Origin of the sequence: Streptomyces sp. ISL-94 (genome assembly GCF_018614075.1) — a bacterium.
GTDB lineage: Bacteria > Actinomycetota > Actinomycetes > Streptomycetales > Streptomycetaceae > Streptomyces.
Map to the genome: position 1 here is coordinate 1 of NZ_JAGGOZ010000025.1, position 15,652 is coordinate 15,652.

The 15,652-nt window shown below is 71.4% G+C and carries 16 protein-coding genes and 1 pseudogene; 11 read left to right on the forward strand and 6 right to left on the reverse strand.

Going from position 1 to position 15,652, the window contains the following annotated elements:
* Positions 1 to 16: 16 nt before the first annotated feature.
* Positions 17 to 211, reverse strand: coding sequence for a hypothetical protein (locus J7E94_RS09140; protein ID WP_215013930.1), 195 nt, complete (start codon positions 209 to 211; stop codon positions 17 to 19).
* A 99-nt stretch (positions 212 to 310) separates the two neighbouring features.
* Positions 311 to 427: pseudogene (locus J7E94_RS09145) on the reverse strand (ABC transporter ATP-binding protein); the annotation flags it as partial.
* A 143-nt stretch (positions 428 to 570) separates the two neighbouring features.
* Between J7E94_RS09145 and J7E94_RS09150 the strand changes: the two are divergent.
* Positions 571 to 1,524, forward strand: a complete 954-nt coding sequence (locus tag J7E94_RS09150; RefSeq protein WP_215013933.1) for a fibronectin type III domain-containing protein — start codon at positions 571 to 573, stop codon at positions 1,522 to 1,524.
* Between the two features lie 62 nt (positions 1,525 to 1,586).
* Positions 1,587 to 3,683 (forward strand): NB-ARC domain-containing protein, encoded by a 2,097-nt coding sequence (locus tag J7E94_RS09155; RefSeq protein WP_215013935.1) that lies wholly within the window; start codon positions 1,587 to 1,589, stop codon positions 3,681 to 3,683.
* A 155-nt stretch (positions 3,684 to 3,838) separates the two neighbouring features.
* Here the strand turns inward: J7E94_RS09155 and J7E94_RS09160 are convergent, their stop codons facing one another.
* Positions 3,839 to 4,024 carry a DUF5999 family protein gene (locus J7E94_RS09160; protein ID WP_215013937.1) on the reverse strand — a complete coding sequence of 62 codons (186 nt, stop codon included), beginning with the start codon at positions 4,022 to 4,024 and terminating at the stop codon, positions 3,839 to 3,841.
* 155 nt (positions 4,025 to 4,179) lie between these two features.
* Between J7E94_RS09160 and J7E94_RS09165 the strand changes: the two genes are divergently transcribed.
* A complete protein-coding gene (locus tag J7E94_RS09165; protein WP_215013939.1) occupies positions 4,180 to 4,617 on the forward strand; it encodes an SRPBCC family protein in 438 nt (145 codons plus the stop codon).
* A 63-nt stretch (positions 4,618 to 4,680) separates the two neighbouring features.
* The gene (locus tag J7E94_RS09170) at positions 4,681 to 5,499 is read left to right on the forward strand and encodes a hypothetical protein (protein WP_215013941.1); all 819 of its coding nucleotides are present in this window, start codon (positions 4,681 to 4,683) and stop codon (positions 5,497 to 5,499) included.
* 49 nt (positions 5,500 to 5,548) lie between these two features.
* Here the strand turns inward: J7E94_RS09170 and J7E94_RS09175 are convergent, their stop codons facing one another.
* The gene (locus J7E94_RS09175) at positions 5,549 to 6,781 is read right to left on the reverse strand and encodes an acyl-CoA dehydrogenase family protein (RefSeq protein WP_215013942.1); all 1,233 of its coding nucleotides are present in this window, start codon (positions 6,779 to 6,781) and stop codon (positions 5,549 to 5,551) included.
* Between the two features lie 184 nt (positions 6,782 to 6,965).
* Between J7E94_RS09175 and J7E94_RS09180 the strand changes: the two genes are divergently transcribed.
* Entirely contained in the window at positions 6,966 to 7,610 is a 645-nt protein-coding gene (locus J7E94_RS09180) for a TetR family transcriptional regulator (protein WP_215013943.1), read from the forward strand.
* A 125-nt stretch (positions 7,611 to 7,735) separates the two neighbouring features.
* Here the strand turns inward: J7E94_RS09180 and def are convergent, their stop codons facing one another.
* Entirely contained in the window at positions 7,736 to 8,290 is a 555-nt protein-coding gene (def, locus tag J7E94_RS09185; RefSeq protein ID WP_215013944.1) for a peptide deformylase, read from the reverse strand.
* A 123-nt stretch (positions 8,291 to 8,413) separates the two neighbouring features.
* On the opposite strand from def, the gene J7E94_RS09190 reads away from it, so the two are divergent.
* The 6 genes from J7E94_RS09190 to J7E94_RS09215 all read left to right on the forward strand — a co-directional run bounded on the left by J7E94_RS09190 (position 8,414) and on the right by J7E94_RS09215 (position 13,735).
* Positions 8,414 to 9,652 (forward strand): MurT ligase domain-containing protein, encoded by a 1,239-nt coding sequence (locus J7E94_RS09190; protein ID WP_215013945.1) that lies wholly within the window; start codon positions 8,414 to 8,416, stop codon positions 9,650 to 9,652.
* Positions 9,653 to 9,672: 20 nt separating this feature from the next.
* Positions 9,673 to 10,401 carry a type 1 glutamine amidotransferase gene (locus J7E94_RS09195; protein WP_215013946.1) on the forward strand — a complete coding sequence of 243 codons (729 nt, stop codon included), beginning with the start codon at positions 9,673 to 9,675 and terminating at the stop codon, positions 10,399 to 10,401.
* Positions 10,402 to 10,611: 210 nt separating this feature from the next.
* Entirely contained in the window at positions 10,612 to 11,637 is a 1,026-nt protein-coding gene (locus J7E94_RS09200; RefSeq protein ID WP_215013947.1) for a 6-phosphofructokinase, read from the forward strand.
* Positions 11,638 to 11,744: 107 nt separating this feature from the next.
* Entirely contained in the window at positions 11,745 to 12,701 is a 957-nt protein-coding gene (locus J7E94_RS09205; RefSeq protein WP_215013948.1) for a cytochrome c oxidase assembly protein, read from the forward strand.
* Positions 12,702 to 12,754: 53 nt separating this feature from the next.
* Positions 12,755 to 12,892, forward strand: a complete 138-nt coding sequence (locus J7E94_RS09210; RefSeq protein ID WP_215014072.1) for a hypothetical protein — start codon at positions 12,755 to 12,757, stop codon at positions 12,890 to 12,892.
* Positions 12,893 to 13,024: 132 nt separating this feature from the next.
* On the forward strand, positions 13,025 to 13,735 hold the full coding sequence (locus J7E94_RS09215) for a 1-acyl-sn-glycerol-3-phosphate acyltransferase (RefSeq protein ID WP_215013950.1): 711 nt from the start codon (positions 13,025 to 13,027) through the stop codon (positions 13,733 to 13,735).
* A 78-nt stretch (positions 13,736 to 13,813) separates the two neighbouring features.
* Here J7E94_RS09215 and J7E94_RS09220 read toward each other — a convergent pair whose 3' ends face one another.
* Positions 13,814 to 15,412 carry an alpha/beta hydrolase gene (locus J7E94_RS09220; protein WP_251056395.1) on the reverse strand — a complete coding sequence of 533 codons (1,599 nt, stop codon included), beginning with the start codon at positions 15,410 to 15,412 and terminating at the stop codon, positions 13,814 to 13,816.
* Positions 15,413 to 15,652 lie beyond the last annotated feature (240 nt).

Genomic DNA, 15,652 nt, shown 5'->3' on the forward strand with positions numbered 1-15,652 from the left:
GAACTTCAAACAGGACCTAGGGCCTCAGTCCTGAGACCACGTTCGCGGTGGCCGTCAGGCCGTCGTGGATGGTCGCGGCCATGCTGCTGCTCGCCAGGTAGAAGCCGAGCAGCACGCAGACGACGGCGTGCGAGAACTTGAGGCCGCCGCTGCGTACGAAGATCCACGCGAGGATGACGAGCAGGACGACCACGGAGAGCGAAATCACCATCGAAACCTCCTTACTCGGCGCCCATGGTGGCGCAGCGAGGGCCGGCTCCGGGCAAAAGACGTGTACGCCGTACGGGTGTTGACCGTCCGTGACGGAAGGTCAGTCCTTGACGATCTCGTGCCAGTGGGTCGTGCGGTCGCACCAGCGGCCGAGCAGCACCGGATCGTGGCCGACGGCGAGGAGGCCGGCGCCGGTCTCGGCGCGGTACTCCTCGACGAACACGAACCGCCCCACATCCCCCGCGCCGCCCCAGCGCGTCCGTTCACCGCGATGGCAAGCCCACCGCACGGGGGTTGCCCGGCCCGGCCCCCGCGTGCCATATATGTCTAGACCTTTAGGCGGAGCCGAGGAGGGCACCCGTGCGACGCAACGCCCCGCTCGCCTTCTGCCTCCTCGGCCTGGCGCTCTGCGGCCTGGCCGCCTGCACCGCACCGGACACCGAGCCTCCGCCCGCCCCCGCCGGGCTCACCGCGCAGGCCGGCAGCGCCACGACCGTGCACGTCATGTGGAACGCGGCCGCGGAACGGGACGGGGTGACCGGCTACCAGGTCTTCGAGGGCGGCCGCCTGGTCCGGGAACTCCCGGCCGACAAGACCATGGTGGACATCACCGGCCTCAGCCCCCAGACCGGCTACGCCTTCACCGTCAAGGCCGCGGACGCCGCCGGCAACCTCTCCCCGGCCGCCCCCGGCGCACGCGCGACCACCCCCGCGGCCAAGGCCGAGGACCAACAGGCGCCCACCGCGCCCGCCGCCGCCACCGCCCGGGCGACCGGGCCCCGGTCGGCCCTGGTGTCCTGGTCGGCGGCGACGGACGACACGGGGGTGACGGCGTACGACGTCTACCAGGGCGGTGTCCGGATCCACACCGCCGGCCCCGGCGAGAGCGGTACCGCCCTGGGCGGCCTCCAGCCGGACACGGTGTACACCTTCACCGTGCGGGCCCGCGACGGCGCGGACAACTCCTCCCCCGACAGCCCCCCGGTGGACGTGACGACCCCGCCCGCCTCCGGCGACGGCCCGAACACCGCGCCCGCCGGGTTCACGGCGGCCGCCTCGCCCGGCGCGGTCACCCTCGGCTGGACCGCCCCGGACACCGGCCGGAAGACCAGCGAGTACGAGCTGCATGTCAACGGAAGGCCCACCACCGTCATCCAGTTCGGTGCCGGCGCCGTGCCCAGCGGGCGGGCCGAGCACCGGATCACCGTGACCGAGCCGGCCGGTACCGTCTGGGCCGTCAAGCTGCGCGCACGGCTGCCCGACGGCACCTGGGGGGCCTTCTCGGCGGAGCGCCGGATCACCCTCGTGGCGTGAGTCCGCGCAACGATCTGGCCTGAACGCCCCTGCCGGGAAAGAAGATCACGCACAATACATCCGTGTTCGGTGAGTACTCGGTCAACAACAATCAGGCAGATTCCTCGGACGGCGACCTCGCGCCGGCCGCCGGCTTCACACAGGGAAACCTGCCGCCGGAACCGGCCGGCTTCATCGGCCGCAAGCGCGAACTCGGCCTCCTCGACGTCCTGTTACAGCACCGGAGGCTGATCACCCTCACCGGCGTGGGCGGTGTCGGCAAGTCCCGGATCGCCCTGCAGGCCGCCTCCGCCGCCGGCCGGGCGCGGCGCGACGGCGTGTGGTGGGTGGAGCTGTCGCCGCTGCGCGACCCCGGCCTGCTGACCGCGACCGTCGCCCACACCGTGGGCCTCGCCGACCACTCCCCGCGCCCCCTCGACGAGGAGTTGTGCGCGTGGATGTCCGACAAGGAGCTCCTCCTGGTCCTGGACACCTGCGAGCACATGGTGGCCGCATGCCGCCACCTGGCGGGCGAACTCCTCCAGTCGGCGCCCGGATTGACGGTCCTGGTCACCTCCCGGGAACCGCTCGGCTCACCCGGCGAGGAGGTCGTCGAGATCCGCCCGCTGCCCTGCGAAGGTCCCGACAGCGATGCCCTCGCCCTCTTCCGCACCCACGCCCTGGCCGCGACACCGCGGGCTGCGGCCTGCTTCGAGGACCCGGAACGGACCTTGGTCGCCGCCGAGTTGTGCCGCCGCCTCGACGGGATCCCGCTCGCCCTGGAACTCGCCGGCGCCCGGATGCGGCGCTGGTCGCTGGAGCAGATGGCCGAGCGGATCGGGGCGCGCTTCGACATGCTCTCCGACACGCGGTCCGCCCTGCTGGCCCGGCACCAGACGATGCGGACCACGATCGGCTGGAGCCACGAGCTGTGCGAGCCGCTGGAACGGCTGCTGTGGGCCCGGCTGTCGGTCTTCACCGGGGACTTCGACGTCGCGGCGGCCCGCGCCGTGTGCGCGGGCGGCCCGCTGCCCGCCTCCCGGGTGGAGCGGGTGCTGGCGGGCCTGGTCGCCAAGTCGGTGGTCCGCCGCACCGAGGAGCGGGGCGCCGGGGCCCGTTACCGGATGCTGGACACGATCCGCGAGTACGGGCACGACTGGCTGGAGGAGCTCGGCGAGACGCGGGTCGTCGCCGACCGGCACGCCCACTGGTACGCGGCACTCGCCCTGGCCGCCGACCAGGGCTGGCTGGGCCCGGGGCAAGTGGACTGGTACCGCAGGATGACCACCGAGCACGCGCAGTTGCGCACGGCCCTGGAGCACCTGGTGGGCTCCGATCCGACGGCGGCGCTGGAGATGGCCGGGGCCCTGTGGTTCTTCTGGTTCTGCTGCGGGCACGTGCACGAGGGCCGGAGTGTCCTGGAACGGGCGCTGGAGAGCGCCCAGCCCACGGGAGCCGCGTACAACCAGGCCCTGTGGGCGCTGGGCCTCACGGCTCTGATCCAGGGCGACATGACGGTCGCCCGGCGGGTCGGCGAGGAGTGCGCGGGCGGCGCGGCCAGGCTCGCGGATCCCGAGCGGGAGCTGCGCGCGGCCTATCTGCAGGCGGTGTCGGTGCTGATGCCGGGCGATCCGGTACGGGCCCTCAGCCTGGCCGGTCCACGGGCGCGGGCCGGCCACGGCGGGCGGACGAGCGCTCCCGGCTGGCTGCTCTGCAAGCTGGCCACGGCCTACGCCCTGTGTGACCTGCGGCGGTTCGAGGAGGCGACACAGGAGGCGGCGGCCCTGCGGGAGACCTGCGCGGAGCTGGGCGAGCGCTGGCTGCGGGCGTACGCCGACTACGTCCTGGCGGTGGCCGCGCTGGGCCTGGGCGAACACGGGGAGGCGGCCCGGCACGTCAGGGCCATGCTGTCGGGGAAGCGGCTGCTCGGGGACCGCTTCGGTATCGCCCTGGGCCTGGACCTGCTGGCCGCGGCGGTGGCCGCGCTGGGCGACGGGGAGCTGGCGGCGCGCCTGCTGGGCACCGGGCACGCCTGGTGGCGCACGGTGGGCCGGCCGCAGATGGGCTCGCCCTCGCTGACGGCCCTTCGGGACCTGGGCGAACGGCAGGCCCGGGCGGCGATCGGCGACGCCGCGTACGAGACGGCCTTCCGGGGCGGAGCGGCTTCGTCCACCGGCTGAACAGCAGCCGGTGAACGTGCTGACAACTGGTTCAACACCTGGCCTCCCGTCAGTACGGGAGGGGTCTGCCCGACGGTGTGCGCAGGTCCAGGTCTCGCGGGGCGGGCTTGGGAACGGGCTTGCGGATCAGCTGCTGACGCATGCTGCCTCCTCGCTCAGACCAGGGCCGGGCGGCGGGGCTCCACCGTTCGGCCTTCGGGGAGCAGTTCACCGGTGTCGTCGAAGACCACCACACCGTTGCAGAGCAGGCTCCAACCCTGTTCGGGGTGGAAGGCCACGGTCCGGGCGGCATCGTGGTCTGAACTGTCTGCGGCAGGGCAGGGGGGCTGGTGGGAGCACATGGCGCACCTCCTCGCAAGGTGGGGCGGGAGGGCCGGTGGTCACCCGGTCGAATCCGCGATCCACGGTGGCGGTGAGTATTGCTGATCGCCGCCCCCGGACGGAACCCATATTCGCGGTCCAGTTCAGGGTGTGTATGCCCGATTACCATGCGCTCATGCCCGCTATCCGGATCATTCGCCGTACGCATCTGCCGGCCGCCGAGGCGTGGTTGCGGCTGACGGACTGGGAACGCCACGGGGCGCAGGTCCCCCTCACGCGGACGATCATCACGACACCGCCTCCGACGCGAGTCGGGACGATCTTCACGGCGCGCACGGGGGTGGGCAGGATCACATTCGACGACCCGATGGAAGTCACCGTATGGCGCCCGCCGGCGCCTGGCATCCCGGGACTGGTCCGTCTGGAGAAGCGCGGCCGCACGGTGACGGGCTGGGCGGAGATCGAAATCCGCCCCCTCGGCGGGGCCGGCGCGGAGGTCCACTGGCGCGAGGAGCTGCGCCTGCGCGGCCTCCCGCGCGCCCTGGACCCCGTGGTCGCGGCGGCGGGCCGGTTCCTCTTCGGCCGGGCCCTCGCCCGGCTGCTGGGCCGCTGACGCCGCGGGCTAGGGTGCCGTGATCACCGCGCCGGTGATCACTACGCGACCGAGGAGATCTCCGTGGCCACTCCGCCACCGCCCCAGCAGGGCGCCGGCCCGTACCCGTACCCGTACGACCGGAACAACCCGTACGCCCCACAAGCCCCACAAGCCCCACAAGCCCCGCAGGTCCCGCAGGTCCCGCAGGTCCCGCAGGTCCCGCAGGTCCCGCAGGTCCCGCAGCAAACCTCGTACGGCGCTTACGGCGTCCACCCGCAGCCGGGCGCGTACGGCTGCCGCGTGTGCGGGGCGTGGCCCGCCGCGGCTGCGACCGTGCGCGGCCACCAGGGCATGATCGTGCTGATGCGGTTCCTGAGCCGGAGCGGGCCGTTCTGCCGTGACTGCGGGCTCGCCACCTACCGCAGCATGTCGTCGGACACCATGTGGCAGGGCTGGTGGGGGCCCCTGTCCGCCTTCATCACGCCCGTGACCCTGCTGATGAACCTCGGCCCGCGGGCGGCCTTCCGCCGGCTCGCTCCCCCGGCGGGCGGCTTCCGGCCGCCGCTCGACCCGGGCCGGCCGCTCTGGCGCCGGGTCCCGGTGCTGATCGTCCTCGTGCCGATGCTGCTCGTCGTCCTCGCGGTCCCCACGCTCCTGGTGATCGGCCTCGTGGTCGGCGACGACGAGCCGACGACGCTGAGCGTGGGGCAGTGCGTGCGCAACGTGGGCGACTGGAGCGACCAGGAGCTGCTCGTCGAGCCCTGCGGCTCACCGGAGGCGGAGTACCGCGTCACCCGCCGGCTCCAGCCGGGGACGACCTGCGCGGACGGCGAGTTCTACGCCGACCTCAAGTACGGTCCGGGCGGCTCCACCACGAGCTGCCTCGCACCACTGCGCTGAGTCACGGGGTGCGGGGCCGGCGCCCCGCGCCCCGGCCGGGGCACAGCGCCTAGCGGATCGGCATGTCGGAGATCGTGCGCGCGATCACCAGCCGCTGGATCTCGCTCGTCCCCTCGAAGATCGTGTAGATCGCACTGTCCCGGTGCATCCGCTCCACCGGGTACTCCCGGGTGAACCCGTTCCCCCCGAGGATCTGGACTGCCTGCGCGGTCACCTTCTTCGCGACCTCGCTCGCGAAGAGCTTGGACATCGAGCCCTCCGCCGAGGTGAACGGCCGGCCCGCGACCGCCATCCAGGACGCCCGCCACACCAGCAGCCGCGCTGCGTCGATCTGCGTCCGCATGTCGGCGAGCTGGAAGGCCACGCCCTGGTTGTCGATGATCGGCCGGCCGAACTGCGTACGCGTCTTCGCGTAGTCCAGGGCGACCTCGTACGCCGCACGCGCGGTGCCCACCGCCATCGCCCCGACCGCCGGCCGGGAGGCCTCGAAGGTGGCCATGGCGGCGTTCTTCACGCGCTCGCCCGCACCGCCGCTGCGCGCCCGTTCACGGGCCCGCGCCAGCCGCTCGTCCAGCTTCTCCTTGCCGCCCAGCAGGCAGGAACCGGGGACCCGTACGTCCTCCAGCACCACCTCGGCGGTGTGCGAGGCGCGGATGCCGTGCTTCTTGAACTTCTGGCCCTGGGACAGTCCGGGGGTGTTCGGCGGCACGATGAAGGAGGCGTGGCCCTTCGTGCCCAGCTCCGGGTCGACGACGGCGACGACGATGTGGACGTTGGCGATTCCGCCGTTGGTCGCCCAGGTCTTGGTGCCGTTCAGCACCCACTCGTCCTTGGCCTGGTCGTAGACGGCCCGCGTGCGCATGGAGCCCACATCGGAGCCCGCGTCCGGCTCGGAGGAGCAGAAGGCGGCGACCTTCACGTCGTCCGGGGTGCCGTACATCTGCGGGATCCAGGTGCCGATCTGCTCCTCGGTGCCGTTCGCCACGACGCCGATGGCCGCGAGCCCGGTGCCGACGATGGACAGGGCGATGCCCGCGTCTCCCCAGAAGAGCTCCTCCATCGCCATCGGGATGCCGAGGCCCGTGGGGTCGAAGAACTGCTGGGCGTAGAAGTCCAGCGAGTAGATGCCGACCTTCGCCGCTTCCTGGATGACGGGCCAGGGAGTCTCTTCGCGCTCGTCCCATTCCGCGGCCGCGGGCCGGATCACATCGGCGGCGAAGCCGTGGATCCAGTCCCGTACCTGCTTCTGGTCGTCGTTGAGCTCCATGGTGAACTCCGCCATGTCCCCTCCACCTGTCTGTACTCGTCCATGCGGAGGTTACTAGCGGTAACCTGCGCGGTGGCCACAGTCTGTTACCGGTCAGTAAGCACTGTCAAGCACGGACGGCTCCGACGGTCACGGTGTACGGGGGTGTTACGTTGCGTGGGCGTCACGCACATCGCACGGGCGGGGAGAGAAACACATCATGGAGACCACGCAGCAGGCAGGCGAGCCGGGAGCGGCCGGGCGCCGGCGCCGGGAGCTGCTCGAAGCGGCCGACCGCGTCGTGCTCAGGGACGGCCCCAAGGCCTCCATGAACGCCATCGCGGCCGAGGCCGGCATCACCAAGCCCATCCTCTACCGCCACTTCGGCGACAAGGCGGGCCTGTACCAGGCCTTGGCCGTCCGACACACGGACGCCCTGCTCGACTCGCTTCGGGCGGCGCTCGACGCCCCGGCCGAGCGGCGCCGCCGGGTGGAATCCACCCTCGACACCTACCTCGCCGCCATCGAGGCCCGCCCCCAGGTCTACCGCTTCCTGATGCACCCGGCGGAGGACTCCCAGAGCACCGAGCGCGGCTTCGACGTCGGCCTGCACTCGGCCCCGCTGCTGCGACGCCTCGGCGAGGAGCTGGCCGAGGTGATCGGCGAACGCGTGGACCTGGGCCCGGGCGGCGAACGTCTGGCCCGCGTCTGGGGCCACGGCATCGTCGGCATGATGCACGCCGCCGGCGACTGGTGGCTCGGCGAACGCCCCTGCGAGCGCGCGGAACTCGTCGCCGGCCTCACCGACCTCCTCTGGGGCCGCCTGGCCACCGCCGGCAACCGTGAAGACGGCCCGGGCTTCTGACCTCTTCGGCCGCGCCGGAGCAGCCTGGCTGCGGCGGAGCGGAAGCCGGCCTCGCCGGCGTTTGTGGCGTGGAGTCGAAGGCGGAGCCCCAGGTCCCGGCGCAGCCGGGCTTCGCACCGACCGCCTCAGCCGCGCAGCGCCTCCGCACCCCACGGCGTCTTACGGATCGCCCGCCGCAGGCGACGGGCCCGCAAGCCCGTCACGCGGTCCGCGTACACCGTCCCGTCCAGGTGGTCGCACTCATGCTGCAGGCACCGCGCAAAAAACCCGGTCCCCGCCACCCGTACGGCCGCCCCGTCCGAGGTGACCCCCTCCACAACGGCACGGTCGAAGCGAGCCGTACCCGCCTCCAGCCCCGGCAGGGACAGGCAGCCCTCAGGCCCGGTGAACTCGTCCCCGTCGGCCGTCACCAGGCGCGGGTTCACCACGTGCCCGACATGGCGGACGTCCTCGTCGTCGGGGCAGTCGTAGACGAACACCCGCTGTGCGACGCCGATCTGATTCGCCGCGAGGCCCACGCCCTCGGCCGCGTACATCGTCGCGAACATGTCCTCGATGAGCCGGTCGAGGGCCGGGCCGAATTCGGTGACCTCCGCGCAGGCCGAGTGGAGCACCGGATCGCCCAGCAGGCTCATGGTGCGGACGAGGCCGGTCGTACCGGGAATGGGGCGCTGTCGCATGGCCGTAAGGGTACGACGGGCGACTATATGAGGAGATCTGCCGTGGCGTGGGGGCGCCGCGGTCAAGGCCCCGGCCGGTACTGGATAGGCTGGGGCCGACCGACGCAAGGAGGACAAGGGACGATGGCAGGCAACACAGAGCCGCTTTCGCCGCGGGCCAAGCTGGCCGTGACGGCGGGCAAGGCCGCGGCGGCGGTGTCGCGGGCCGCGGGACGCGGAAGCGGATCGGTGATCGGTGGCAAGGTCGCACTCAAACTCGACCCCGATCTACTCGCAGCGCTGGCGCAGCACCTCGACGTCGTCCTCGTGTCCGCGACGAACGGCAAGACCACGACGACCCGGCTGATCGCCGAGGCCCTGCGCGCCAGCGGCCCCGTCGTCTCCAACGCGCTGGGCGCCAACATGCCGGCCGGCATCACCTCCGCCCTCGCCGGCGGCTCGGACGCCAAGTACGGCGTCATCGAGGTCGACGAGAAGTACCTGGCCGGGGTGGCCCGGGACGTCACCCCCAAGGTGATCGCCCTGCTGAACCTCTCCCGCGACCAGCTGGACCGCGCCGCCGAGACCCGCATGCTCGCGGAGAAGTGGCGCGAGGGGCTCCAGGGCTCCAAGGCCGTCATCGTCGCGAACTGCGACGACCCGCTGATCGTGTGGTCCGCCTCCTCCTCGCAGAACGTGGTGTGGGTCGCGGCCGGCCAGGAGTGGAAGGACGACGCCTGGTCGTGCCCCTCCTGCGGCGGTGTGATGCAGCGCCCCGGCGACGACTGGTTCTGCGGCGAGTGCGGCTTCCGCCGCCCGACGCCGACGTGGGTGCTCTCCGGCGACCACGTCCTGGACCCGCACGGCTCGGCCTGGCCGATCCACCTCCAGCTGCCCGGCCGCGCCAACAAGGCCAACGCCGCCACCTCGGCCGCCGTCGCCGCGGTCTTCGGCGTCCCGCCGCAGGTCGCGCTGGAGCGCATGTACCAGGTGCAGGCCGTCGCCGGCCGCTACGACGTGGTGACCTTCCAGGGCCGCGAGCTGCGGCTGCTGCTCGCGAAGAACCCGGCCGGCTGGCTGGAAACGTTTTCGCTGATCGACCCGCCGCCGACCCCGGTGATCCTCTCGGTGAACGCGCGCGGCGCCGACGGCACCGACACCTCCTGGCTGTGGGACGTGGACTACCCGCGCCTGGTCGGCCACCCGATCTTCGTGATCGGTGACCGCAAGCTGGACCTCGCGGTCCGCCTCGAGGTCGCGGGCCTGGACTTCCGGGTGTGCGAGACCCTCGACGAGGCCGTGCAGCTCGCGCCGCCCGGCCAGATCGAGCTGATCGCCAACTACACCGCCTTCCAGGACGTGCGCCGCCGCGTCGGCAACTAGTACCCATAAAGGACAAGAGCATGAGCGACAACAGCCTGCGTCTGGTGTGGGTCTACCCGGACCTGCTGAGCACGTACGGAGACCAGGGCAACGCCCTCGTGGTGGAGCGCCGGGCGCGCCAGCGCGGCCTGGACGTGCAGCGCGTGGACGTGCGCAGCGACCAGCCGATTCCCACCTCGGGCGACATCTACCTGATCGGCGGCGGCGAGGACCGGCCGCAGCGGCTGGCCGCGGAGCGCCTGCTGCGCGACGGCGGTCTGGAGCGCGCCGTCTCGAACGGGGCGATCGTCTTCTCCGTCTGCGCCGGATACCAGATCCTCGGCCAGGAGTTCGTCAACGACCAGGGACAGCGCCAGGAGGGCCTCGGCCTGCTGGACGTGGTCACCCTGCGCGGCGAGGGCGAGCGGTGCGTCGGCGACGTCCTCGCCGACATCGACCCGCGCCTGGGCCTGCCGCAGCTGACGGGCTTCGAGAACCACCAGGGCGTCACCCACCTCGGCCCGACGGCGAAGCCGTTCGCCCGGGTGACCATGGGCCGCGGCAACGGCACCGGAGACGGTACCGAGGGCGCGTACAACGACACGGTGTTCGGCACCTACATGCACGGCCCCGTGATGGCCCGCAACCCGCAGATCGCGGACCTGCTGCTGAAGCTGGCCCTCGACGTGAACGCGCTGCCGGCCATAGACGACCGGTGGTACGAGGCGCTGCGCGCCGAGCGCATCGCGGCGGCGACGCAGCCCGCGTAGGGCCCCGCGACCCGCGCGAGGCGGCACCGGCACCAGGCGTTCGGCCCGGATTCCCTTGGGGGAACCGGGCCGACGTGCGTTCGTACGACCCGTGCGACCAGCATGTGGAGGATGGTTCAGCCCACCCGCTTTCCGCTTGTAGGGTGACGGTAGTTCCAACCGGACGACGTGGTCCGGTCGTCGGCCCACGTTGCAAAGGTCTTTTCTGCCATGCGCATAGGTGTGCTCACTTCCGGTGGCGACTGCCCCGGCCTCAATGCCGTCATCCGCTCCGTCGTGCACCGCGCCGTCGTCGACCACGGCGACGAGGTGATCGGCTTCCTCGACGGCTGGAAGGGGCTGCTGGAGGCGGACTACCGCAAGCTCGACCTCGACGCCGTCGGCGGCATCCTCGCCCGCGGCGGCACCATCCTCGGCTCCTCCCGGGTCCAGCCCGCGCACCTGCGCGACGGGGTGGAGCGCGCCCGCGGCCATGTCGCCGACCTGGGTCTCGACGCCATCATCCCGATCGGCGGCGAGGGCACCCTGAAGGCCGCGAACCTGCTCTCGCAGGCCGGCCTGCCCATCGTCGGCGTCCCGAAGACCATCGACAACGACATCGCGTCCACCGACGTCACCTTCGGCTTCGACACCGCCGTCGGCGTGGCCACCGAGGCTCTGGACCGGCTGAAGACCACCGCCGAGTCCCACCAGCGCGTGATGGTCGTCGAGGTCATGGGCCGCCACACCGGGTGGATCGCCCTGCACTCGGGCATGGCGGCCGGCGCGCACGCGATCGTCGTACCGGAGCGCCCCTTCGACATCGACGAGCTGACGGCGATCGTCGGCGAGCGCTTCTCCGCGGGCAAGCGGTTCGCGATCGTCGTCGTCGCCGAGGGCGCCAAGCCGCGCCCCGGCTCGATGGAGTTCAAGGAGGGCGGCACCGACATGTACGGCCACGAGCGGTTCGCGGGCATCGGCAACCGGCTCGCCGTGGAGCTGGAGCACCGCCTGGGCAAGGAGGCCCGGCCGGTGATCCTGGGCCACGTCCAGCGCGGCGGCACGCCGACCGCGTACGACCGGGTGCTCGCCACCCGCTTCGGCTGGCACGCCGTGGAGGCGGCGCACCGGGGCGAGTTCGGAATGCTGACCGCGCTGCGCGGCACGGACATCGAGATGGTGCCGCTCGCCGAGGCGACCTCGACCCTCAAGACGGTCCCGGCCGAGCGGTACGCCGAGGCGCAGACCGTTCTGTGATGTTTCCCCCGTTCTACGCCACATTTCTGTGATGGGCGCCCCCGGACGAGTTCGCGTCCGGGGGCGGCACTACTGTGGTGGGGCACCACGGTCAAGGGAGTGAACAGATGCATCACAGCGGGCACGGCATGGACATGAACATGGACCTGCCGCCGTTCACTCTCGGACGCGGGCTGGAGTTCTCCTTCGACGCCTTCTTCCTCTTCGGCTCCCTGATCGGGCTCGCCCTGTACGGGTGGGGCGTGCTGCGGCTGCGCCGGCGTGGGGACTCCTGGTCGCCGGGGCGGACCACGGCATTCACCCTGGGTGTGCTGACGGTGGTCCTGGTGATGTGCACCAAGCTGAACGACTACGGCATGGTCATGTTCAGCGTGCACATGGTCCAGCACATGGTGATCAGCATGGTCACCCCGATCCTGCTGCTCCTCGGCGCCCCGGTGACGCTGGCGCTGCGCGCGCTGCCGCCCGCGGCGCGCGGCCACAAGGGGCCCCGGGAACTGCTGCTGATGCTGCTGCACAGCCGCTACATGCGCGTGGTCACGCATCCGGCCTTCACGATCCCGATGTTCATCGCGAGCCTCTACGCCCTCTACTTCACCCCCCTCTTCGACTTCCTCATGGAGAGCCGGACCGGGCACATCGCGATGATGGTGCACTTCCTCGCCGTCGGCCTGATCTTCTTCTGGCCGATCATGGGCATCGACCCGGGCCCGCACCGCCCCGGCTACGTGATGCGGATGCTGGAGCTCTTCGCGGGCATGCCCTTCCACGCCTTCTTCGGCATCGCCCTGATGATGGCGAGTGAGCCGATGATCAAGACGTACGCGAACCCGCCGGCCTCCCTGGGCATCGACCCGCTGCTCGACCAGCAGTGGGGCGGCGGCATCGCCTGGGCCTTCAGCGAGGTCCCCTCGGTGCTGGTGCTGATCGCGCTGGTCTACCAGTGGTACCACTCCGACCAGCGGGCGGCGAAGCGCTCCGACCGGGCCGCGGACCGCGACGGCGACCAGGAGCTGGAGGCGTACAACGCGTATCTCGCCTCGCTCCAAGCGCGTGGCCAGTAGCGCAGAAGCGCCTTCGCGCGCGACCATGGGGCATGACCGGATCCGTTAAGGCGATGGCTGTCATGACCTTCGCCGCTCTGGTGGCCGTCGCCGCGTATTCCGTGGCCCTCGGCAGCAACGGCTGGCTGTGGTTCGGCTGGGTGGTGCTGGGGCTGCTCACCGCCGGAATGGCCGCGTCCCGCGGGGCCTGAGCAGGACAGCGTCTCGATCAAGACCATGTGCGATCAAGACAGTGTGCGATCAAGGCCGTCCCCGAGCTGCCGCGACGGCACTGACTGTCCGTACGATGGCCGTGACAACGGGACATCGACGGGAGCGGCCTGGTGTTCTACCACTTGCTCAAGCACGTCTTGCTCGGTCCGCTGCTGCGGCTGCTGTTCCGGCCGCGGATCGAGGGGCTGGAGAACATCCCGGCGCAGGGCCCCGCGATCATCGCGGGCAACCACCTGTCGTTCTCCGACCACTTCCTGATGCCCGCGATCCTGAAGCGCCGCATCACCTTCCTCGCGAAGGCCGAGTACTTCACCGGCCCCGGGGTCAAGGGGCGGCTCACCGCCGCGTTCTTCCGCAGCGCCGGGCAGATCCCGGTGGACCGCTCCGGCAAGGACGCCGGGCAGGCGGCTCTGCGGGAGGGGCTGGGGGTGCTGGCCAAGGACGAGCTGCTGGGCATCTACCCGGAGGGCACCCGCTCGCACGACGGGCGGCTCTACAAGGGCAAGGTCGGCGTGGCCGCCATGGCGCTGGGCGCCGGGGCGCCGGTGATCCCCTGCGCGATGCTCGGCACGTTCGAGATCCAGCCGCCCGGGCAGAAGATCCCGAAGATCCGGCGGGTGAGGATCCGCTTCGGCGAGCCGCTGGACTTCTCGCGCTACGCGGGCATGGAGGGCGAGCGGGCCGTGCTGCGGGCCGTCACCGACGAGATCATGTACGCGATCCTCAACCTGTCCGGCCAGGAGTACGTCGACCGGTACGCCGCCGAGGTCAAGGCGGAGGAGGAGGAAGCGCGGAAGAAGGCCCGGCGCAAGACGCGCTGAGCCTTCTCCCGTGCCGTGCTGTGCTGCTGTGTTGCTGTGCTGTGCTGTGCTCAGTACTGCTTCATGCCACCGCAGGCCTTAGCGAACGGCCGGCAGCTCCTCCAGAGCCGGGAGGGCGGACGGCGGGGCCTCGGCCAGCGCCTTCGCGGCGGCCGGGGCGGGCGCGACGGGAGTGGCGTGCGGACCGCACGTCACGTCCTTGGCGTCGACCTTGCCGGTGAGCAGGTAGGTGTCGACACGGGTGTTGATGCAGGGGTTCACCAGGCTGGTGACACCGTGCGAGCCGGCGTTCTGCTCGGTGATCAGACGCGAACCGGCCAGCCGCTTGTGCAGGGAGACCCCGCCCTCGTACGGCGTGGCCGCGTCCCGCTCGGACTGCACGATCAGCACCGGCGGCAGACCGCGCTTGGCGCCGACCTCGATCGGGGTGCTCTGCTTGGACTTCCAGGTCGCGCAGGGCAGGTTCATCCACGCGTTGGACCAGGTCAGGAACGGGTACTTCTCGTGCAGCTTGCTGTTGTCCCGGTCCCACTCGGCCCAGCTGGTGGGCCACTTGGCGTCGGCGCACTCGACGGCGGTGTAGACGGCGTTGCTGTTCTCGGACGCCGCGTTGCCCTTGATGTCCGTCATGTCCGGGGCGATCGCGTCGACCAGCGCCTGCGTGTCACCGGCGAGGTAGGCGGCCCAGGTCTGGGCGACGGGCACCCAGGAGGAGTCGTAGTACGGGGCGCCCTGGAAGAAGCCGATGAGCTCGGCCGGGCCGACGACCCCGCCGATCGGGTTGGCCTTGGCGGTGGCGCGCAGCTCCTGGTACTTGGCCTCGACCTTGGCGCGGGTGTCGCCGATGTGGAAGACCGCGTCGTTCTTGGCGACCCAGTCCTGCCAGTCGTTCCAGCGCATCTGGAAGGCGACGTCCTGGCCGAGGTTGGCCTCGTACCAGATGTTGTCCTGGTCCGGGTCGACCACGCTGTCGACGATCATGCGGCGCACGTGGGTCGGGAAGAGGGTCGCGTAGACCCCGCCGATGTAGGTGCCGTAGGAGACGCCGAGGAAGTTCAGCTTCTTCTCGCCGAGGGCGGCGCGGATCACGTCGAGGTCGCGCGCGGTGTTCGGCGTGGTCATGTGCGGCAGCATCTCGCCGCTGCGCTCCTTGCAGCCGTCCGCGTACTCGGCGGCGAGCTTGCGCTGGGCGAGCTTGTCGGCCTCGCTCGACGGGACCGGGTCGGCCTTGGGCGCCTTCACGAACTCCTGCGGGTCGATGCAGGAGATCGGGGCGGAGTGGCCGACACCGCGGGGGTCGAAGCCCACGAAGTCGTACGCCTTCGAGGCGTTGACCCACAGCGGGCTCTTGGTGATGACCCGGCGCGGGAAGCGCATGCCGGAACCGCCGGGGCCGCCGGGGTTGTAGATGAGCGCGCCCTGGCGCTCCTCCGGGGTGCCCGTGCTGCCGATCCGGTCGACGGCGATGTCGATGGTCTTGCCGAAGGGCTTGGTGTAGTCGAGCGGAACCTTCACCCAGCCGCACTGGATGGGCTTTTCGAAGCCCCAGTCCGCGGGACAGTCCTTCCACTCGATCCCGGTGCGGGCGGCGCGGGCGGCGGCGATCTGGACGCCGACCGCCTCCGCGGCCCCGTTGTCACGGCCGGCCGAGGCCGCCGAGGCGGACGGAGCGAGCATCAGGCCCGCAGCCAGCGTGCCGGTGATCAGTGTGGCGGCGCTGCCCAGCGCCGCGTTGCGTATCACGTGGTTGTTCCCCCTGCGTCAGGTGCCGCCGTCGGCGGCCGATTGCGGTCGGTTTCGGTCGTCCGCGTGCAGGGGGATCCTTGCGCCTGACCAGGACCCGGCAACAGAGCAGGGTCGAGTTCTTTGCCAACCCGATAACCGGAGAGGCGTGTACCGCTCAGCGGTGTCTGATTC